Below are 19,600 nucleotides of genomic sequence, written 5' to 3' on the forward strand. Positions count from 1 at the left end.
CATTAGATATAATTGCTAATCTCAATTAAATTCAAATCCGGATCGCGGAGATAGACAGATAAAATTTGTCCATTTGCACCAGTCCTTTCTACAGGGCCATTTTCAATTTCAATGCCGCATTCCTTTAGCTCTTTGATCACTTCGTTGATAGATTGATCAGTTATAAAACATAAATCTGCAGAGCCTGGCGTTGGCTTAAAGGCCTTTGGTTCAATCTCGCACCCGTACTGATGCAAGTTAATTTTCTGGTTTCCAAATTTCAGGGCCTTCCGGTTATCACCAAACTCGATTACTTCCATGCCTAAGGCATTTTTATAAAACTTACATGTACCTTCCATGTTCACCACAGTGAGCACTAGATGATCTAAATTGCTAACTTTCATATTTGATTCTTTAATAAGAACTAAGCTTTTAGCGAATTGTTTTAACTGACCATGCCGGGTTTAAATTTCATTTCCCAAACAAAGTGTTGGCAATAATCTAATTACAAAATAATCAATTTTTATATATTTACCATTATGCAAAATCAAGCTCCACTAGCCGAAAGAATGCGTCCTCAAAACCTTGACGAATATGTAGGGCAGAAACATTTAGTAGGTACTGGTGCCGTTTTACGCAAGGCTATTGAGAGCAGTCAGTTGCCTTCGATGATTTTCTGGGGGCCTCCCGGGGTGGGAAAAACGACACTGGCATATATTATTTCACAGGCACTGGATCGCCCGTTTTTTAACTTAAGCGCCATTAATAGCGGTGTTAAAGATATCCGCGAAGTGATCGATAAAGCCGCCGCACTGAAAGATAGTTTTCTGGGTTTGCCTATATTATTTATTGATGAGATTCACCGCTTCAGCAAATCACAGCAAGATAGTTTGCTTGGCGCTGTAGAACGCGGTTTGGTTACCTTAATCGGTGCAACAACAGAAAATCCATCGTTTGAAGTCATTTCCGCTTTGCTTTCCCGCTGCCAGGTTTACATCTTAAAATCTTTAACAGAAGAAGAATTAACCGGCTTGTTACAAACAGCGATTAAAAAAGATGTAATTCTTGCTCAAAAGAAAATAGAGATCCAGGAGCACGAAGCACTTATCCGCCTTTCTGGTGGCGATGCCAGAAAACTGTTAAATGTACTGGAAATTGCCATAAACGGGATTGGTGGAGACAAAATTATCCTTACCAACGAAAGCGTGCTGGCGCATGCCCAGCAAAATTTAGCTTTATATGATAAGGCAGGGGAGCAACATTACGACATCATTTCTGCATTTATAAAATCAATCCGCGGCAGCGATCCAAATGCTGCTGTTTACTGGTTAGCCAGAATGATCGAAGGTGGAGAAGACCCGCTATTTATTGCCAGAAGGTTATTAATTTTATCCTCAGAAGATATTGGAAATGCTAATCCAAATGCGCTATTGCTTGCCAACAATTGTTTCACCGCAGTAAATGTAATCGGTTATCCGGAAGCCAGAATTATTTTATCTCAATGTGTAACCTATCTTGCCAGCTCACCGAAAAGCAATGCCTCATATGAAGCGATCAACCATGCCCAGGCCTTAGTGAAGCAAACCGGAAATCTGCCTGTACCCTTGCATATCCGAAATGCCCCTACCAAACTGATGAAAAATATAGGTTATGGAAAAGACTATAAATATTCGCATGGCTATGAAGGGAATTTCGAAGCGCAGGAATATTTTCCGGATGAGTTAAGCGGAACGAAATTATATGATCCCGGGAAAAATGCTGCCGAAGAAAAATTACGCGAAAAACTCAGACAAAACTGGAAAGATAAATACAACTATTAGTGTAACATTTTAAAGCGAAGCGTTACTAATATATACATTACCGATAACTAATACCTAAACTTATATGCTCAGTACTTTCTTAAGCCATCAAAAGAAATCTTTTTGGCGTTCGCGCAACCGTGGTGGCAGCATTGCCGCCCAGGTTGTATTAGGCTTGTTTATGCTTTATTTTTTAGTGATTGCCGCTGCCTTAGGTTTCGGAATGACGGTGCTTCTTCCTAAAGTTTTCCCTAAAGTGGATGTAATGACCAGTTTCAATGGCATTATTCTTTATTATTTTGCATTTGATTTCCTCATGCGCCTGCAACTTCAGGAGTTACCCACTTTGAGTATCATCCCTTACCTCCATCTAAAAGTATCCAAAAGTAAAATAGTAGATTTCTTAAATATCAAAGCACTCTTTTCTGCTTTTAACCTTTGGCCGTTTTTACTATTCCTTCCTTTTTGTTTCATTACCATCGCGAAGCAACATGGCATTTTAGTAGTTTTGGCTTATATTCTGAGCATTTTTTCCTTAATGCTGCTCAATAATTACCTTATCTTATTCATTAAAAGAAAATCAATATCAAATATCCTGTTTACACTTGGTGGTCTGGTGGTGGTTTCCGGTTTTGCTGCTTTAGAATATTTTAAGATAATATCCATTACAGCTGCATCCGATATAGTATTCAGGGCCATTACTAAACAACCCTTATTAGCCTTAATATTCCCGGCGCTTACCTATTTGGTGTATAAAATAAACTCGGTTTTTTTGCGCAAGAATCTCTATGTGGAGGAATTAAGCGCCAAGCAGGAGAAGAAAGTAAGTACTGATTATCCATTCTTTAACCGCTTTGGTAAAGTTGGTGTACTTGCCGCGCTCGAACTCAAACTCATCATCAGACATAAACGCCCACGAAATACAGTTTTGATGGGAACCATTATTCTGGCTTACGGTTTTCTTTTTTACAAACCACAGGTATTGCAAACAAACTCATTCGGAATGATGTTATTTGCCGCCGTATTTATGACTGGCATGTCGATTATTAGTTATGGACAGTTTATGTTTGCCTGGCAGAGTGCGCACTTCGACGGTTTATTGAGCAAGAAAATCGATTTCAAAGATTTTATCAAAGCAAAGTTTCTACTCTTCACCATCGCTTCTACCCTGCTTACCATTGCCGCAAGTTTTTACTGCTTCATCGATGCAAAATTGCTCTTGCTTCATTTGGTAGCCTACTTATATAACATCGGTTTTACTACTGTGATGGTATTATTTTTAGCTACTTATAATTATAAAAGAATTGATGTATCACGAAGCGCTAGTTTTAACTGGCAAGGGATGGGCGCAACACAATGGATTTCTATTTTTCCGTTTATTTTACTTCCAATACTAATCTACTGGGCGTTTAACCTGTTTCATCTTCCTTATGTAGGCTTAGCGGCCATAGGTTTATTTGGATTAGTGATGCTCCTGATGCGTGGATTCTGGGTAAATTTTATTGCAAAACGATTAGAACAACAACGTTATAAAATAGCCGAAGGCTTTAGAGAATAATTATGATTTTAGAAGTTAAAAATTTAAAGAAGGTTTATGGCGACAAAACTGTTGTAAACATAGAAAACATACAGATTGAACAAGGTGAAACAGTTGGATTAGTCGGAAATAATGGCGCCGGAAAAACTACCTTTTTCAGGATGTTACTGGATTTAATCAGACCAACGGAAGGCGAAATTATTTCTAAAAATGAAAACGTTTCGCAAGGCGATAACTGGAAAAGTTATACGGCTTCGTTTTTAGACGAAGGTTTTCTGATTGATTACCTTACTCCGGAAGAATACTTCACCTTTATAGGAAGTTTAAATAACCTGAGTATTGCTGATGTAAGTGCTTATTTAACCCAATATGGTGAGTTTTTCAATAATGAAATCCTGAATAGCGGAAAGTATATCCGTGATTTTAGTAAAGGTAACCAGGTGAAGGTAGGCATCGCTGCTGCGTTGATGCAAAAACCAGAAATCTTAATTTTAGATGAACCCTTTGCCAACCTCGATCCAACTACACAGATCAGATTAAAAAATTTATTGAAAGCGCAAACTGGCAGCATGACAACTTTTATCTCGAGTCATGATTTAAATCACGTAACCGATGTTTGCAATAGAATTATTCTGGTTGAAAAAGGCAAAGTGATTAAAGATTTTAAAACCGACGAAAATACCTTAAAAGAACTGGAAAGCTATTTCTCTGCGTAATTTTTGTACTAAGATTGATACAATATGAAAGGGCAGGATATTGATTCCGCAGCTATTAAGATACTTAATTATTCTTTTTGCCATTAATCAGTGGAAATGCAAATGAATTTTATCCAATTCGTTTTTTGGCATCGTGTTTGAATATGAACGACTAGAATTTAAATATAAATAATCATGAGTATCTCAAAAGTAAGAATAGCAACACTAAGCATAGGATTAGCAGTAGGTTCAATCGCGTTTCAAAGCTGTGATAGCTTAACTAAAACACAAAAAGGTGCAGGTATTGGTGCAGCAGCAGGTGGTGTAGTAGGTGCATTGATCGGAAAAAAAGCAGGTAATACTGCAGTTGGAGCATTAATTGGTGGTGCTATCGGTGGTACTGCAGGTGCTTTCATTGGTCGTAGAATGGATAGACAGGCTGCTGAAATTCAAAAAGCTATTCCTAACGCAGAGGTAATTCGCGAAGGAGAAGGGATCATTGTTAAATTTGATAGTGGTATTCTATTCGATTTCGATAAAACAGCATTGAAAGATGCAGCTAAAACTAATGTTCAGAGTTTAGCTTCCTCATTAAATCAATATCCTGATACTGATATCAAAATTATCGGTCACACGGATAGTAAAGGTACAGAAACTTACAACCAGGGTTTATCGGAAAGAAGAGCAGCAGCAGTTAAAGCTTATGCCGTTTCACAGGGTGTTCCATCATCCAGATTAGTAACTATGGGTAAAGGTTTTTCTGAGCCAATTGCAGATAATGAAACTGATACAGGTCGTGCAGCAAATCGTCGTGTTGAGATTGTAATCGTTGCAAACGATGCATTGAAAGACACCGCTAAAAAACAAGGATAATATAAGCAATTACCCTCTACCTATGAGGCCATCATATATCCACCCCGATACCAAAAGTATCGGGGTTTTTTATTTTATAAGCATATTTATATTAAACGATTATTCTGAAGAATGATCCGCTAATTGGTCATATTCACCTTTCCAGGCATAAAAGCCAAAAATCATTAAGCCAATACTAATTGGAAAGAATATAAACAGAATGATTGCCCACTGTAGAATGGTATTCGTTCTTTCGATTTCAGTATGTACTAATCCTACCTTATCAATGGCCTGCATAATTAAAAAAGCCATTGCCAGAGGGCCTAGCAACATCCAAACTATTCCTAAAAATTTCTTTAACGTATTCATAATTAATCGTTAATGTTTTCGTCTCTTTTATTCGATAAATATATCGTTCCGATAATTAAGCTTAAGGTTGCAATCCCTATTGGATACCACAATCCGGAAAGTGGTGTAGCGCCCGCAAAACTGGCAATTAATGTCGCTATAAACGGTACCAATCCTCCAAACACCCCGTTACCGATATGATAGGGCAATGACATGGAAGTATACCGGATCTTAGTTGGAAAAAGCTCTACCAAAAAGGCAGCAATCGGACCATACACCATGGTTACTAATAAAATCTGGAAGAAAATTAAGCCAACAAATTTCCAGAATAAAGGCGTAGGTAAAACTTTATCCTTTATAATTTCCTTCCCGGATAAAACACCAGATTTTTGTGAAACCGTGTCAACCTGAAATTTATTAAAAGAAGCCCCGCTTTTTAAAACAACATTTGTGGTAGATGTGTAAAGGCTATCCGAAGTACCAGACAAAGCTTCACGTTTTATAGCAGGCTTGGCATATACAGCCCCTGTCAAATCCATTTTTGTAGTGTCTGTATCATCTAAAAAAGCCTGGTAAATAGGTCGATAAAACACGATGCCTAAGAGCATCCCGGCTAACATGATCCATTTGCGTCCAACACGATCACTCCAGGCCCCAAAAATCACAAAAAAAGGCGTAGCGAAAGCAATTCCCCAAAGCAGAATATACCTCGAATCGTTAAAATCAAGTTTACAGGTATTCTCCAAAAAAGATTGTGCATAAAATTGTCCGGTGTACCAGATTACCCCCTGCCCCATTGTTGCCCCAAACAAAGCCAGCAATACCATTTTAAAATTAGCTTTATTATTGAAACTTTCCTTTAATGGATTTTTAGAGACATTCCCTTCTGCTTTCAATTTGGAAAACATGGGTGATTCATGCATTTTCATGCGGATGTAAATCGAAACCACTACCAAAAGAATAGATAATAGAAATGGGATTCGCCAACCCCAGTCTGCAAACGTATCTGCACCGAGAACATTCTTGGTAATTACAATTACCCCCAGCGAAAGAAATAACCCCAATGTTGCTGTCGTTTGGATCCAGCTGGTAAAAAACCCCCGCTTATTTTTTGGTGCATGCTCTGCAACATAAGTTGCTGCCCCTCCATATTCTCCACCAAGCGCTAACCCTTGTACCAGCCTTAAGATCAAAACTAAAATTGGTGCAGCATAGCCAATGCTGCTATAAGACGGGATTAATCCAATTAAAAAAGTAGAGCCACCCATTAACACCAGGGTGAGCAGAAAAGTATATTTTCGACCAATTAAGTCGCCCAACCGCCCAAAAACCAGTGCACCAAACGGACGAACAATAAAGCCCGCAGCAAAAATAGCAAGTGTATTAATTAATGCAGAGGCACCGGCATCTTCAGGGAAAAGCTGGTGACCAATAATCACGGCTAAACTGCCAAAGATGTAAAAATCGTACCATTCAATCAAGGTGCCTAATGAAGAGGCACCAATAACTTTGAAAATGTTATTTTTGGGTAGCGTTTCGCTCATGGATTCGGAATATTTGGTTTTCTAATATAAACATTTGAGTGCTAAATAAAATTAAATATTGATTTAAATTCCTACAATCAAACATTTTGGATTCTGTTTTGTACTTTCATACGGAAAACCAAACATATGCTTTTAATACAAAACATTAGATTAAGTAGAATTTTAAGAAATACCTGGCATGTTGATCTTATTATGATCGCTTCATGCACGGCAGCTTATTTTGTCCGCGAATATTTAATTGCACATCATTTCGAAATTCCATCTATTATTCCAACAGTTTTAGGTACTGCAATTGCATTTTTTATTGGCTTTAATAACAACCAGGCTTATGACAGATGGTGGGAAGCCCGGAAAATATGGGGCGCAATAGTAAACGATTCACGTTCTCTGGCAAGGGCATTAATTAACTATGTTGATGAGGATGAGGCAAGTGCCAAGCGGATTATATTCAGACATATCGCATTTCTTTATGCCTTGAAAGCGAGCCTGCGCGGGGCTGTAGATGAAATTTACATTAAATATCTACCGCCAGAAGATCTTCTGGAAATCAAAAAACACACCAATAAACATAATGCGATATTAAATATCCAGTCTAGAGAGTTGCAAAAACTTTCAAAAGAAAATAAAATTGATGGCTTTCGTTTTATTGAAATTAACGAGATGCTGGTTCGCTTTTCTGATTCGATGGGCATGAGCGAGAGGATTAAAAACACCATTTTCCCAACTACATATACCTATTTAACCAAAGTTTTTATCTGGCTTTTTGTTGTTACTTTCACATTAGTGATCAGCCAATCTGCTGGTCCGGCTTCTATCTTTTTGGGTTGGTTAATAGGTTTCGTTTTTGTTTCGACTCAAATAAATGGAATGAGTCTGGTAGATCCGTTCAAAAACAACTCTGCCGGTATTCCCCTAAATCAAATTACCAGAACAATTGAAATTAACCTGCTGCAAATGCTGGAAGAAACAGATATCCCAGAACCAGTTAAGCCCATTAATGAAGAATATGTGCTCTAATTTTTGCTGGATTTTACCAGTTTAAACTGCAGACCAGTGCGAATTAAACATAATGGCTAGATTGACTATATGTATCTTTGCCACTGCTGATCTCATAGAAATGCCGTTTAGATAAGTTAAAACAAAAAAATGCTCCCTTTAAAATTAAGGGGAGCATTTTTTGTTAAGATTTACTTCTTTGGCATGTTCCTCAACTCGATCGGTTTTTTTGTATTCTTTTTCATTTTCAAGTTTAGCATTTCTACTAATACCGAGAATGCCATCGCGAAATAAACGTATCCTTTCGGAATGTGCTGATCTAATCCTTCAGCCAATAAGGAAACCCCAATGAGCAATAGGAAAGAAAGTGCCAGCATTTTAACCGTAGGGTGATTGTTCACAAACTCGCTAATCTTACCTGCTGAAAACATCATGATAATTACGGCGATAACCACTGCTGCAATCATAATTTCGATATGCTCCGCCATTCCTACCGCGGTAATTACGGAGTCTAGTGAAAAGACAATATCCAGTATTAAAATCTGAACAATAGTTGCCCAGAACGAATGTACCTTTGTTTTACCTTCTTCATCTTCTTCACCCTCTAATTTATTATGAATTTCGTGTGTACTTTTATAGATTAGAAACAAGCCTCCAATTATTAAAATCAAATCACGCCCTGAAATTGCCAGTTTCTCATGCCATTCGCCACCTGTTATGCCAATCCAGCTTCCCATATTAAATAACGGCGAAGTAAGCGTCATGATCCAGCTAAGAGAAAGCAATAACATCACCCGGGTAATCATCGCTAAACCCAGGCCTAGCTGGCGGGCTTTTTTCTGCTGATCTTTTGGCAATTTACCGGAAAGGATGGAAATAAAAACAATGTTATCAATGCCCAAAACAATTTCCAGTAGTGTTAGGGTTAGGAGTGAAATCCAGGCTTCTGGAGTACTTAAGAAATCCATATAATAATTTTATCTGATAAGGCGAAGATAAATAAAATCGTTACCGTTTATGGAACATATTTTCTGACATTTAGTTTTGTCCGGCTACCCCAACATCTTGAATTTCGGCTACTAGTTTTGATTCAAAAACTAAAGACTTTTCGCTAAACTCATGATTAGAAAAAGAAATATTAGCCATTGCAGAAAGTATTCTACCATCTTTTCCAATCAGGATATTTGATGGAAAGCCGTGGTTGATATTGAGCATTGCAATTTCTTGCCTACTGAGTGAAACTACCTGGTAACGATAGGGCACCTGTTTTTGAAAACGTTTTGCTCTTCCCGGAAGATCATGTGTAATCCCGATGAATCGGACGCCATCTTTCCCGTATTTTTCAACAAGTTTATTTAACTCCGGCATCTCTGCTAGGCAAGGCGGGCAGTTTTCAAACCAAAAGTTAATGACAACAACCTGAGCTTTCAACTGCCTGCTTGAAAATTTTTCCCCATCTATCGTCTTCCCCTCGAAGGCTGGCAATGGTTTACCAACCAGATCTTCAAAAAAGGTTTCCTGGGTGGCCCATTTTACTGGTACATCTTGCGCATTAACACTTAAGCTGAATATGATGAATAAAATGAGGGAACTGATTTTCATATGGATTAATAAATATAAAAAAAATCAGGTTATTTATTGAAGCGATATGTCAGATTGAACTTGCTGAATGTTTTAAAAATGATTAAAACATCTTTTAACAAACTCTGTATAAATAACATATATGAAATTAGAGCCTGTTTAAATTTTATTCAATTATATTACAGACGTTACTTTTTCTGTCACACTGAGCTTGACGAAGTGCTTTTTCTACATTAAAAATAAGGTCTTCGACAGGCTCAGACTGACATACTAATTATTTTCATTTAAATTTAAACAGGCTCTTAGTCTAATAAATGTATAATCACATTTATTTAAAGGTGACCGAACCGTAGCTTGTTTTTATATTAACGTTTCCTGCGCCACCATTACCAATTTTACCAGAGTATTTCTTGTCTTCATCATCTTTACTGCTGAGTGAAGATGATACATTTGTACCAAATTTAAAACCGGCATAAGAAGTAGATACGTTAAAATTACCATTATATCGCTCTGCGAAGCCTAGTCCTACGCTTACATATTCCCCGCCAAAAGTGAAGTTTTTGCAAGCTGGTGTAATCTCACTGATATTTAAACGGTTATAATCCATCGTAATATTTGCATCACCATTTAGGGTACCCAGCGTAACATTAGAATATTCGGCATTAACAGCTATCTTACCGGAACTGGCAATATTTAAATCCCCGTAGGCCTGCCTGGCAACAAGGTTTCCTTTAACCGTGTTAATATTCACTTTCGCATATTCTGCGTTAAGCAGTAAATTTCCGCCAATTGTACCCACCGTTAATCCTTTACCATATTGTATTTTAAGATCAGCTGATCTGCGAATGGTATTGATATTGACGCCTACATATTCGGCATCCAGTTCTATAGTACCTACACTGCCAATATTTACAGGACCATTGTAACTGTGCTTCACTACACCTGCATTTAATTCCTGAATATCACATTTGCCATACTGAACGTTCACATAGTTATTACCATTGTTTAAATTTCCGGCAACTAAATTGCCGTACTGTACCTTTAACGAAGTTGGACCACTGAAATTACCTACTTCTACATTTCCATATTGTTGAGAAACTGTAAGCGAATTTACGGCAGGCATATACACTACGTAGTTAATTTTCACCTCTCTCCTCCAGGTGGTTACTCCATTTTTAACCCCATGACCATAGCGGCCGTTTCTTTCAGACATGTTTGTTCTAACAGAAATCAGATCTCCACTTTTGCTGGCATCTATGGAAACTGCATCCATCATTTTCTGTGCTTCATTATCAGAATTGCTATAAGCTTTAATGTCTATATCAATCTTCACCTCCTTCTTATCCCAGGTTTTGATCGTAACAGCACCATATTTATTATTCAGGTTTACTTTATCATTTACATCAACGCTGAAGCTTTTACTAAACGTCTTAGATTTTTCGGCAGCATTGTTATCATGTTTCAAAGAAACGGTGGTGGCTAAATTTATGTTGTCTGAAACTTTCGTATTTACCGCATAAGATTCGGCTGGCATATCCACAACTATATTCTGTTGGGCATAACTTTTTACGGCAATAAATGCCATAAAGGCCATAAATAGTTTTGTTATTTTCATTTTCTTGTTGATTAATATTTAATAGCAGAACCTGCCGACCGGCCTGCTTTAAACATAGTGAGCGTATAGTAAGTTGTATCAGATTTTTGGTATCGGGTATTTAGTAATAAGTATCAAATTTCTAGTATTTAACGACCTCTATTAAATCTGATTTACTTTTTTATAATCGTCTACCTGATTTATAATTGATAGTTGTTGCTTTAATAATTGAAGTTGAATTTCACGATTTTTTACCATTGCCTTTACTACAAACGTTTGATTAGGCGATGCGGGTAATTCGCTTTTTAAACGTTCATATTCCTCATCAAGCTTCTCTAAATCTGCAGTGAATTTTTTATATAATTCCGGGTTTGCAGAAGCAAAAATGGCCAGGCTATCTCTTTTCTCTATAATCAGGCCGGCAAACTGCACTTCCTTTTTAGCGTAAACAGCATTAACATCAGCGATTTCCATTTCGCCTTTTTGCATTCTTCCTGCGTATAACCAGCCTAAACCAAAAACAACTAAAATAGCTGCTGCCACGCTCATCCACAGATAAAGCTTTAATGGCTTTTTTTCTTTTTTATGATCTAATTCTTGTTCAATTTTTGCCCAAAGCCCCGCTGATGGTTCCATCACATCAAACGATCTTCGGTTATCTTTAACAAATGTTTCTAATCTATTATTCATCTCTCACCCCTTTCAAATCTAATATACTTTTCAATTTCTTTTTCGCCCTCATGTACTGGGTGCGGCTTGTGTTTTCACTGATTTTTAAAATATGAGATATTTCCTCATGATCATATCCCTCCAATAAGTACAAACTCAATACCACTCTGTAACCATCTGGCAATTGAGTAATTGCTTGTCTAACTTCGTCTGCTTTTAACTGGTTATCGTAATGATCAAAACTTACATCGTCGGGCACCTCCGTAATTTCATCCGTGCTAACGAATTCCATTTTACGTTTTCGCAGATAATTAATTGATTTGTTAATCACAATCTGTTTTAGCCATAGTCCGAATGTAGTTTCCTGTCTAAAATCGACAATCCTCGTAAAGGCATCCAGAAAAGATTCCTGCAAAACATCTTCAGCTTCTTCTTCGTAATTTAAGATCCGCAAGGATACATTATACATGGCCTTGGCGTACAATTTGTATAATTCAAACTGCGCCGCCCTGCTGCCTTGCATGCATGCTTTAACTAACTCCAGGTTCTTATCGATGTATACCGTTTCCAAATTTTCGAAGATTCTGATTATAAGACAGGAGGGTTTTTAAAAAGTTGCATCAATGTATAAAAAAGTTGAAATAAACTTACAGCATTATAAGCTATTTAATTACATCATCTAAATCTTTTACTGGCCTCATCTGTTATTTTGGAATAATGACCGATTGATTATTATTTTTAAAGCCTGATGGAAACCTTTAACTTCATACCATGGAAACTGATTTAATTACCGCAGAGATAGATACAATACATCAAAAAGCAAATTTAGCTTTTGAAAGAAAAGACATTGGCATTTACATGAGTCAGTTCGATAACAGTATTCAATATACGAATGCAGATGCAACAGTGTACGATCGAAAAGAGATCGTTTACCAAACTGAGAAATATTTTAAAAAGACTAAGGAAATTTCTACTACTTATTACCGCATCAAATCATCGTTTAAAAACGAAGTTTTCACAGAAAAGATTGCACGCAAATCAATTGTATTTGAAAAAGGGTTGGTATTTGCAAAAAAACAAACGGTGCAAACAGAAGAAATTTTCAATTGGAAAAGAATAGAAGGAACCTGGAAAGTTATTAATGTTCAGGTAGTATTGGAAGAAAAGTATTAGCGAATAAAACTCAATATTTATTGACCTACATCAAAGTTTAGCTTTTTTTATCCTTGCACCTTTGTTTTAAAACAAAGAAAAAATGAAGAAAGTATATTTTAAGTACCTCAATACCCTGCTGGTTGTTATACCAATGACTTTAATTATGGCTTTTGTAGGCTTGATGCGTAATTACGGTTTCGGTGAAGATTGGTTTATCAAATTTCTTAAAGCCTGGAGTATTATGGTACCTGTATCATACCTGTCAGCCTTTATCATTATTCCCAATGCCCGTAAACTAGCAGAAAAAATTGCATCAAAAGCCTAAATACGCTATTTTGCAGGCCATGCACAAACAGTTTTCAAATTATATCAAAGATCGCATTGAGATTAGTGATGAACATTTGAAAACTGTTTTTTCATTCTTCAGGCCGCTAAAGGTGAAGAAAAATGAATTTTTGGTAAGCCCCGGGGAAATCAACAGCAAAATCTATTTTGTAACCAGTGGTTGTCTGAGAATCTTTTTTCTTACGGAAAACGGAACTGAAGCGACCAGGCTTTTTGCATTTGAGAACCAGTTTGCTACGGCTTTAGTTAGTTTTGTAACCGCATCCGAATCATTTGAATTTGTTCAGGCAGTAGAAGAAACGGCAGTTCTAAGCATCAATAAAGCAGATTTCTATCATCTCCTAGAAATTATTCCACAATGGGAAAAACTTTATCGCCATTATCTTGAATATGCATATGTAACCAATACCAATCGGCTAATGTCCTTTATTACTGAAGACGCCTTGGAACGTTATCAGGAATTATTAAGCAAAAATCCAATTGTTGTAAAGCGATTGTCCAATAAAATGATTGCTTCATATTTAAATATCTCACCAGAAACCCTGAGCAGATTAAAGTCTAAGGGTTAATGCCATGTTAGGTATGACAGCGTTTTGAATGTTGGATTGTTGAATGAGAGAATGGTGTTTTGGTGCTGATATTTCCTTTCAAAAGAACATGCGCAATTTAAACTGCTTAAGGAGCAAAAAAACCTCAAATCTTCTCTTCCAAAGTTTAAAACAAATTCGGTATTTTTGCCGCTCAATTTAGATTACAATATATGTTAAGAACAGTAACTTGTGGTGCGCTAACCCTTAATAACTTAGGTGAAAGTGTAACCCTGTGTGGTTGGGTACAAAAATCAAGAGATTTAGGTGGAATGACTTTTATAGACATCCGCGACCGTTATGGTATTACACAACTGGTTTTTAACATGGATGATAACCGCGAACTTTGCGAAGCTGCACGATCATTAGGTCGCGAATTTGTGATTAAAGCAACCGGAACCGTAGTAGAACGAAGCAATAAAAACCCAAAAATGCCAACTGGCGATGTGGAGATAAAGATTGCGGCTTTAGAAATCTTAAATGCAGCGAAATTGCCTCCCTTTATGATTGAAGACGAAACGGATGGTGGTGATGAATTGCGCATGAAGTATCGTTACCTGGATTTACGCCGGAACCCTGTTCGTAATAACCTGGTTTTACGCCATAAAATAGCACAGTCCGTTCGCCGTTATTTAGATGCTTTGGATTTTATCGAAGTGGAAACTCCGGTATTAATCAAATCTACTCCGGAAGGAGCCAGGGATTTCGTGGTGCCTAGCCGCATGAACGAAGGCGAATTTTACGCCTTGCCACAGTCGCCCCAAACTTTTAAGCAATTGCTGATGGTGTCTGGCTTTGACCGTTATTTCCAAATCGTAAAGTGCTTTAGAGATGAAGATTTAAGGGCAGACCGTCAGCCTGAGTTTACTCAGATTGACTGTGAGATGTCTTTTATTGAACAGGAAGATATTTTAAATACTTTTGAAGGCTTAATTCGCACCCTATTTAAAGAAGTACGCAATTATGATCTGCCAGAAGTACCGCGCATGCAATATGCTGATGCGATGCGTTTGTACGGTTCTGATAAACCAGATACACGCTTTGAAATGAAATTCGTGGAACTTAATGACATTGCAAAAGGTAAAGGATTCCCTGTTTTTGATCAAGCAGAATTGATTGTTGGGATTAACGCAAAAGGTGCTGCCGGTTATACCCGTAAGCAACTGGATGAACTAACTGATTTTATCAAACGTCCTCAAATTGGTGCAACTGGTTTAATATATGCACGTCATAATGAAGATGGAACGATTAAATCTTCAGTTGATAAATTCTTCAATGAAGAAGATTTAAAACAATGGAGCGAAGCTTTTGAAACTGAAAAAGGTGATTTACTTTTAATTTTAGCTGGTTCTACAGATAAAGTTCGTAAACAACTGAATGAACTTCGTTTGGAAATGGGGAACCGTTTAGGCCTTCGCGATAAAAATACTTTTTCAGCACTTTGGGTATTGGATTTCCCGCTTTTAGAATGGGATGAAGAAACCGAGCGCTACCATGCTATGCACCACCCTTTTACTTCACCTAAACCAGAAGATATTGCGCTGCTGGACACCGACCCTAAAAATGTTCGTGCCAATGCATACGATATGGTGATCAATGGAACAGAAGTAGGTGGCGGGTCTATTCGTATTCACGACCGGACGCTTCAGGCGCTAATGTTTAAACATTTGGGTTTCAGCGCAGAAGAAGCACAAAAGCAATTCGGCTTCCTGATGGATGCTTTCGAATTCGGTGCACCTCCACATGGTGGTATCGCCTTTGGTTTCGATCGTTTAACTTCAATTTTTGCAGGGCTGGATTCGATTCGCGATGTAATTGCTTTCCCTAAAAATAACTCAGGCAGAGACGTGATGATCGATAGTCCAAGTACAATTGATGATAAACAGTTAAAAGAATTAAAGATTAAAACAGACCTTTAATGGTTTCATCAGTCAATTGGTTCAAAAGTTTATCAGACTAACAACATAATTGCTGGATAATAAAAATGACGGTAAAATAAAGGGCTTAACAAATTTGTTAAGCCCTTTATTATTTTCTAAGATTTTATAGTTAATTAACCATTTAACGAATGATACTAATGAACTAATATGTCTCGCTATCCGGCGGAATGCCATAGTCGATAAATTTCTTTGCTTTTTTATCTTTACGGGTACCAAACCAGCCTTTAACAGAATTATAAATGGCTGATAAATGCTCAGCATCTAAAGATTTACCCACTTTCCCTGAAACAAGGCCAACCGCTGCTTTTGTTAAGAAACCTGCGCCTCTAAAAAGAGTTTTGTTCATCACCATTGGCAACAGTAGAGACATTGCAGTACCGCTGATGTTTAATTTATCATCTGCTTTAAATAAATTACCGGGAGTAGCATACTTCTTAATTAATGCACCAAAAGTAAATTGTTTCGCAAATGTTTTGGTGTCTGCAACCAACAGATTCTGTTTGAGTGTGTACTCTACCTTAAGTTCTAATTTTTTAGCTTGCAAAGCTTCCAGATTACTGATGTTTTTATAACTTCTCATCTTCTTCCTCCTTATCTGCAAGTTTGTTGAAATACTTACTAATTGCGATATTTATGATTGCCTTTTCAATGTATTTATCCTTAGTTAAATACACCACAACGGCAAGTAAAATATAAATCAATGAAACGCAGCCAAACCCTCCGGTATAACTCCCTAAAACGCTGGATAAGAAGAGGGCTAATGTTACACTACCAAATAAAAACGCCAGGATAAAGCATACAATTACTACCGTATTAGTAACTAAATCAGCAAATATTTTAGAAACCTTTTCTACGAGGTAGAGTCGGGTATATTCTACTCTCGCCTCTAAATAGCCCTTGGCATCCTCGAAAATATCCTCGATACCTTTCTCTTTATTTTCTTGCATAGTTAGGATGAAATTTAACTGGGCGCAGTTGTACGCCCAGCTATTATTTTATTGCTTAGGCGTGCTCTACGTCGTCACTATACTCTTCTTCAACACTTCTCAATTTGGTTTTAATTGAGGTTACAACTTTATCTTTCAGGCTAGATAAGCTGTTAATTTCATCAGCAGCTTTGTCTTTAATAGAATCGCCTAAATCTTTTAAAGACTGGCTTAATTTGTCGCGGGTTTCGTCACCTTTATCTGGTGCAAATAAGATACCTAAAGCGGCACCGGCAGCTAATCCTGCTAAAAGAGCAACTACAACTTTCGAGTTATCATTCATAATTATTTATTTTAAGGGTTTAACATTTCCAATATAAGAAATACTATATTATTTAATTGTTAAGCTATGAATTATAACTCATTATGCTCAATATTTGTTTTAATTCTTTCTAATCTTTCTGATGCCAATGTACTGGATTCATAAATCTTAATCAGCAGAATAAAATAAGATAGCAAAAGTGGTCCAAAAACAAGCCCAAGTATTCCGAATAATGGAATACCAATAATTACGCCAATTACGGTTATAATGGGATGAATATTGCCGACTTTTTTCGCAATAATGAATCGGAGAACGTTATCAATATTGATGATAACGATAAATCCAAAAGCAATCATTGCCCATCCTTCGAAATTATGTCCGTTTACAATCTGCAAAATAGCTGCCGGCACGAAGACTACCGGCGGGCCCAGGATGGGGATAAAGGAAATAAAGGTTGTGATCACTCCCCAAAATATTGGATCCTGATAGCCTAATACATAAAATGACAAACTTACAAGCGATCCCTGCACCAAACAAATTAAGCCCTGGCCAAGCACATTTGCGAAGGTTGTATTTTTCATTTCATTCCCAAAACGCAGGGCATTCTGTTCGCGGAAAGGGGCGTATTTCACTAATGATGCTTCAAATTGCTTCCGTTCGATGAGCATAAAGTAGAGTAAAAAGTACACCACCAAAAGACTCAGTATAATATTTACGGCGCTTGAGATTAGGGATGGAAATAGTTGGGTTGCCCAATTGCCCAACCTGTTCAATCCTTCCTGAATGACATTTTCATTGATTTCAAATGGCAAAAGATGCTGAAGTTTAACCAGTAAATTTTTAAAGAAGATTTCATTTTGCCGCAACTCGGAAATTTTGCTGATTACCATACTGCTTAAAGCATAAAAAGGCAGTACAATGAGAACCAAACTGATCGCAATTAGCAGGATGGCAACAAAACGTTTGTTCCAGTTTTTTACTTCGGCTAAGTGAATGTAAACCGGGCGAAGAATGGTATATAACACCAATGTACTCAGTATTGCTGAAAAAATATCTTGTAGGGAATAAGCGATGAGCACGCCAAGTGCAATGATGATAACAAGATTGATGTTTTGGCGCTGTTTATAAGAAAATACTGACATAAGTTAATGCTCGGTACCTCTTTAAATAGCAAAAGCAACCAATTTGTTTTAACATTAATCAGATTGCGGTTAGCCATCTAATCTAATGCCTTTCATTTTATTGTAAAGTGTTTTCCGATCTATTTTTAATATCTGTGCGGCTTTGGTTTTATTGAAATTCACTTTAATTAAAACACTTAAAATAGCATCATATTCTGCTTCCTGTGCTGCATTTTTTAAACCGAGTGGCTTATCTGCAATATCAGCTTTCATTTGAACAAGCGGTTTATCAGGTTCGCAAACTTTAACGTAATTCAGTAGCTCTAAAGGTAAAACATCTACCTGAATTTCATTGCTTTCTGTTAGCAGTGCTAATCTTCTTACTACGTTCCGTAATTCGCGTACGTTACCTGGCCAGCCGTAATTAAGAAAGCATTTTTTAACTCCTTCAGAAAAACCCCTTATTTTTTTATTGAGTTCGGTGTTAGCAACTGCGAGAAATTTATTAGCAAAAATTAAAATGTCGTTCCCGCGTTCTTTCAATGATGGCAAATGAATAGAGAACTCATTAAAGCGATGAAATAAATCTTCTCTGAAGGTGCCCTTATCTATATTTTCAGCAAGGTCTTCGTTGGTTGCCACAATGATTCTTACATCAAGTTCAATTTCTTTAGTACTACCAATTCGCTTCACCTTCCGTTCCTGAACGGCTCTTAATAGCGTTGCCTGGATTTCATAAGATAGATTACCCACCTCATCTAAAAATAGCGTCCCTCCGTTTGCCTGCTCAAAATGTCCTATTTTCGTAAATAACGCACCGGTAAATGCTCCTTTTTCATGCCCAAAAAACTCACTTGTGGCAAGTTCTTTGGTTAACGATCCACAGTCCATTGCCACAAAGGGTTTTTCCCTCCTTAAACTATTTGAATGAATAGTTTTGGCTACACATTCTTTACCTGTACCGCTTTTGCCCGTTAAGATGATGCTATAAGAGGTTGGTGCAATGAGTTGGATCTGCTTAAATAAGCTGGATGATGCCTCACTTTCCCCATCGATATATTCATCATCATTAACATCATCAGGTTCATGCTCTTTGTTGGCGCTGCTATCTGTACTGTTTTTTGTTTCTTTTAAAGTTTTTTGAGCTGCCAATGCTTTTTTAATGGTATTTAAAATCTCATCAGGGTAAAGCGGTTTAGTGATGTAATCATATGCCCCAAGTTTAATCAACTCAACAGCAAGTTTAATATCAGAATATCCTGTAATAATGATTACGCTGGTAGAAGGATAGTTTTCTTTTACTTTTATTAAAATTTCACGCCCGTCTGTATCGTGAAGGCGATAATCACAAAGAATTAGATCAAATGTTTCTCTAGAGAGAAATTCCAGTGCAGAAGCTCCGGAGATAGCATTGGTAACTTCAAAGCCATCTCTGGTGAGGAATTTTGAAAGTAGCAATCCTATATTGACTTCATCATCTACTATTAAAATCTTCTTTTTCATGAGCGATACACGGTAGTTTGGCTAAAAGATCTCCATGTTGGCGAATAGAAACATTTTGGAGAGCGTGACACCATAGAATGGTATGGAGACACATTATCCGCTTAAAC

22 protein-coding genes are annotated in these 19,600 nt (G+C 37.2%); 9 read left to right on the top strand and 13 right to left on the bottom strand.

The window, feature by feature from the left end:
- Nucleotides 1-2: 2 nt before the first annotated feature.
- Entirely contained in the window at nt 3-383 is a 381-nt protein-coding gene (locus tag GJU39_RS04690) for a VOC family protein (RefSeq protein ID WP_154279541.1), read from the bottom strand.
- A gap of 135 nt (nt 384-518) precedes the next feature.
- Between GJU39_RS04690 and GJU39_RS04695 the strand changes: the two genes are divergently transcribed.
- The 4 genes from GJU39_RS04695 (at nt 519) to GJU39_RS04710 (ending at nt 4,883) form a co-directional block, all read left to right on the top strand.
- Nucleotides 519-1,799 carry a replication-associated recombination protein A gene (locus GJU39_RS04695; protein WP_154279542.1) on the top strand — a complete coding sequence of 427 codons (1,281 nt, stop codon included), beginning with the start codon at nt 519-521 and terminating at the stop codon, nt 1,797-1,799.
- A 64-nt stretch (nt 1,800-1,863) separates the two neighbouring features.
- Nucleotides 1,864-3,336: a DUF5687 family protein gene (locus GJU39_RS04700; RefSeq protein ID WP_154279543.1), complete on the top strand. Its 1,473-nt coding sequence runs from the start codon at nt 1,864-1,866 to the stop codon at nt 3,334-3,336.
- A 2-nt stretch (nt 3,337-3,338) separates the two neighbouring features.
- Complete coding sequence (locus tag GJU39_RS04705; RefSeq protein WP_154279544.1) at nt 3,339-4,031, top strand: ABC transporter ATP-binding protein; 693 nt, start codon at nt 3,339-3,341, stop codon at nt 4,029-4,031.
- A 174-nt stretch (nt 4,032-4,205) separates the two neighbouring features.
- Nucleotides 4,206-4,883, top strand: a complete 678-nt coding sequence (locus GJU39_RS04710) for an OmpA family protein (RefSeq protein ID WP_154279545.1) — start codon at nt 4,206-4,208, stop codon at nt 4,881-4,883.
- A 99-nt stretch (nt 4,884-4,982) separates the two neighbouring features.
- Here GJU39_RS04710 and GJU39_RS04715 read toward each other — a convergent pair whose 3' ends face one another.
- Nucleotides 4,983-5,231, bottom strand: coding sequence for a DUF6814 family protein (locus GJU39_RS04715; protein ID WP_154279546.1), 249 nt, complete (start codon nt 5,229-5,231; stop codon nt 4,983-4,985).
- A gap of 2 nt (nt 5,232-5,233) precedes the next feature.
- Entirely contained in the window at nt 5,234-6,754 is a 1,521-nt protein-coding gene (locus tag GJU39_RS04720; protein WP_154279547.1) for an MFS transporter, read from the bottom strand.
- A gap of 108 nt (nt 6,755-6,862) precedes the next feature.
- On the opposite strand from GJU39_RS04720, the gene GJU39_RS04725 reads away from it, so the two are divergent.
- Complete coding sequence (locus tag GJU39_RS04725) at nt 6,863-7,771, top strand: bestrophin family protein (protein ID WP_456238477.1); 909 nt, start codon at nt 6,863-6,865, stop codon at nt 7,769-7,771.
- Between the two features lie 170 nt (nt 7,772-7,941).
- Here the strand turns inward: GJU39_RS04725 and GJU39_RS04730 are convergent, their stop codons facing one another.
- The 5 genes from GJU39_RS04730 to GJU39_RS04750 all read right to left on the bottom strand — a co-directional run bounded on the left by GJU39_RS04730 (nt 7,942) and on the right by GJU39_RS04750 (nt 12,165).
- Nucleotides 7,942-8,718, bottom strand: coding sequence for a TerC family protein (locus GJU39_RS04730; RefSeq protein ID WP_154279549.1), 777 nt, complete (start codon nt 8,716-8,718; stop codon nt 7,942-7,944).
- Nucleotides 8,719-8,788: 70 nt separating this feature from the next.
- Nucleotides 8,789-9,352 (bottom strand): TlpA family protein disulfide reductase, encoded by a 564-nt coding sequence (locus GJU39_RS04735; protein WP_154279550.1) that lies wholly within the window; start codon nt 9,350-9,352, stop codon nt 8,789-8,791.
- Between the two features lie 307 nt (nt 9,353-9,659).
- Nucleotides 9,660-10,946, bottom strand: coding sequence for a DUF4097 family beta strand repeat-containing protein (locus GJU39_RS04740; RefSeq protein WP_245227690.1), 1,287 nt, complete (start codon nt 10,944-10,946; stop codon nt 9,660-9,662).
- Nucleotides 10,947-11,087: 141 nt separating this feature from the next.
- Nucleotides 11,088-11,615, bottom strand: coding sequence for a hypothetical protein (locus GJU39_RS04745; protein WP_245227691.1), 528 nt, complete (start codon nt 11,613-11,615; stop codon nt 11,088-11,090).
- On the bottom strand, nt 11,608-12,165 hold the full coding sequence (locus tag GJU39_RS04750; RefSeq protein ID WP_154279551.1) for an RNA polymerase sigma factor: 558 nt from the start codon (nt 12,163-12,165) through the stop codon (nt 11,608-11,610). Before GJU39_RS04750 ends, GJU39_RS04745 begins: the two co-directional genes overlap by 8 nt.
- 200 nt (nt 12,166-12,365) lie before the next feature.
- On the opposite strand from GJU39_RS04750, the gene GJU39_RS04755 reads away from it, so the two are divergent.
- From GJU39_RS04755 to aspS, 4 genes are all read left to right on the top strand, one after another.
- A complete protein-coding gene (locus GJU39_RS04755; protein WP_154279552.1) occupies nt 12,366-12,767 on the top strand; it encodes a hypothetical protein in 402 nt (133 codons plus the stop codon).
- 82 nt (nt 12,768-12,849) lie between these two features.
- Nucleotides 12,850-13,074, top strand: a complete 225-nt coding sequence (locus GJU39_RS04760; RefSeq protein WP_154279553.1) for a DUF2798 domain-containing protein — start codon at nt 12,850-12,852, stop codon at nt 13,072-13,074.
- A gap of 19 nt (nt 13,075-13,093) precedes the next feature.
- A complete protein-coding gene (locus GJU39_RS04765; RefSeq protein WP_154279554.1) occupies nt 13,094-13,663 on the top strand; it encodes a Crp/Fnr family transcriptional regulator in 570 nt (189 codons plus the stop codon).
- A gap of 191 nt (nt 13,664-13,854) precedes the next feature.
- The gene (gene aspS, locus GJU39_RS04770) at nt 13,855-15,600 is read left to right on the top strand and encodes an aspartate--tRNA ligase (RefSeq protein ID WP_154279555.1); all 1,746 of its coding nucleotides are present in this window, start codon (nt 13,855-13,857) and stop codon (nt 15,598-15,600) included.
- A 163-nt stretch (nt 15,601-15,763) separates the two neighbouring features.
- On the opposite strand, the gene GJU39_RS04775 is transcribed toward aspS, so the two are convergent.
- The 5 genes from GJU39_RS04775 to GJU39_RS04795 all read right to left on the bottom strand — a co-directional run bounded on the left by GJU39_RS04775 (nt 15,764) and on the right by GJU39_RS04795 (nt 19,493).
- A complete protein-coding gene (locus GJU39_RS04775) occupies nt 15,764-16,201 on the bottom strand; it encodes a hypothetical protein (RefSeq protein ID WP_154279556.1) in 438 nt (145 codons plus the stop codon).
- Complete coding sequence (locus tag GJU39_RS04780) at nt 16,188-16,568, bottom strand: phage holin family protein (protein ID WP_154279557.1); 381 nt, start codon at nt 16,566-16,568, stop codon at nt 16,188-16,190. The genes GJU39_RS04775 and GJU39_RS04780 overlap by 14 nt, the downstream gene beginning before the upstream one ends.
- A 55-nt stretch (nt 16,569-16,623) precedes the next feature.
- Nucleotides 16,624-16,890, bottom strand: a complete 267-nt coding sequence (locus GJU39_RS04785) for a YtxH domain-containing protein (RefSeq protein ID WP_088299745.1) — start codon at nt 16,888-16,890, stop codon at nt 16,624-16,626.
- A gap of 71 nt (nt 16,891-16,961) precedes the next feature.
- Nucleotides 16,962-18,011 carry an AI-2E family transporter gene (locus tag GJU39_RS04790; RefSeq protein ID WP_154279558.1) on the bottom strand — a complete coding sequence of 350 codons (1,050 nt, stop codon included), beginning with the start codon at nt 18,009-18,011 and terminating at the stop codon, nt 16,962-16,964.
- 69 nt (nt 18,012-18,080) lie between these two features.
- Nucleotides 18,081-19,493 carry a sigma-54-dependent transcriptional regulator gene (locus GJU39_RS04795; RefSeq protein WP_154279559.1) on the bottom strand — a complete coding sequence of 471 codons (1,413 nt, stop codon included), beginning with the start codon at nt 19,491-19,493 and terminating at the stop codon, nt 18,081-18,083.
- Between the last annotated feature and the right edge of the window lie 107 nt (nt 19,494-19,600).

This window comes from Pedobacter petrophilus (genome assembly GCF_009674725.1).
Classification (GTDB): Bacteria; Bacteroidota; Bacteroidia; order Sphingobacteriales; family Sphingobacteriaceae; genus Pedobacter; species Pedobacter petrophilus.

Coding starts and splice junctions, on each gene's coding strand:
- aspS (WP_154279555.1), top strand. CDS start 13,855: ATGTTAAGAACAGTAACTTGTGGTGCGCTAACCCTTAATAACTTAGGT.
- GJU39_RS04705 (WP_154279544.1), top strand. CDS start 3,339: ATGATTTTAGAAGTTAAAAATTTAAAGAAGGTTTATGGCGACAAAACT.
- GJU39_RS04755 (WP_154279552.1), top strand. CDS start 12,366: ATGGAAACTGATTTAATTACCGCAGAGATAGATACAATACATCAAAAA.
- GJU39_RS04790 (WP_154279558.1), bottom strand. CDS start 18,011: ATGTCAGTATTTTCTTATAAACAGCGCCAAAACATCAATCTTGTTATC.
- GJU39_RS04740 (WP_245227690.1), bottom strand. CDS start 10,946: ATGAAAATAACAAAACTATTTATGGCCTTTATGGCATTTATTGCCGTA.
- GJU39_RS04780 (WP_154279557.1), bottom strand. CDS start 16,568: ATGCAAGAAAATAAAGAGAAAGGTATCGAGGATATTTTCGAGGATGCC.
- GJU39_RS04690 (WP_154279541.1), bottom strand. CDS start 383: ATGAAAGTTAGCAATTTAGATCATCTAGTGCTCACTGTGGTGAACATG.
- GJU39_RS04700 (WP_154279543.1), top strand. CDS start 1,864: ATGCTCAGTACTTTCTTAAGCCATCAAAAGAAATCTTTTTGGCGTTCG.
- GJU39_RS04745 (WP_245227691.1), bottom strand. CDS start 11,615: ATGAATAATAGATTAGAAACATTTGTTAAAGATAACCGAAGATCGTTT.
- GJU39_RS04710 (WP_154279545.1), top strand. CDS start 4,206: ATGAGTATCTCAAAAGTAAGAATAGCAACACTAAGCATAGGATTAGCA.
- GJU39_RS04785 (WP_088299745.1), bottom strand. CDS start 16,890: ATGAATGATAACTCGAAAGTTGTAGTTGCTCTTTTAGCAGGATTAGCT.
- GJU39_RS04695 (WP_154279542.1), top strand. CDS start 519: ATGCAAAATCAAGCTCCACTAGCCGAAAGAATGCGTCCTCAAAACCTT.
- GJU39_RS04720 (WP_154279547.1), bottom strand. CDS start 6,754: ATGAGCGAAACGCTACCCAAAAATAACATTTTCAAAGTTATTGGTGCC.
- GJU39_RS04765 (WP_154279554.1), top strand. CDS start 13,094: ATGCACAAACAGTTTTCAAATTATATCAAAGATCGCATTGAGATTAGT.
- GJU39_RS04735 (WP_154279550.1), bottom strand. CDS start 9,352: ATGAAAATCAGTTCCCTCATTTTATTCATCATATTCAGCTTAAGTGTT.
- GJU39_RS04775 (WP_154279556.1), bottom strand. CDS start 16,201: ATGAGAAGTTATAAAAACATCAGTAATCTGGAAGCTTTGCAAGCTAAA.
- GJU39_RS04730 (WP_154279549.1), bottom strand. CDS start 8,718: ATGGATTTCTTAAGTACTCCAGAAGCCTGGATTTCACTCCTAACCCTA.
- GJU39_RS04760 (WP_154279553.1), top strand. CDS start 12,850: ATGAAGAAAGTATATTTTAAGTACCTCAATACCCTGCTGGTTGTTATA.
- GJU39_RS04795 (WP_154279559.1), bottom strand. CDS start 19,493: ATGAAAAAGAAGATTTTAATAGTAGATGATGAAGTCAATATAGGATTG.
- GJU39_RS04715 (WP_154279546.1), bottom strand. CDS start 5,231: ATGAATACGTTAAAGAAATTTTTAGGAATAGTTTGGATGTTGCTAGGC.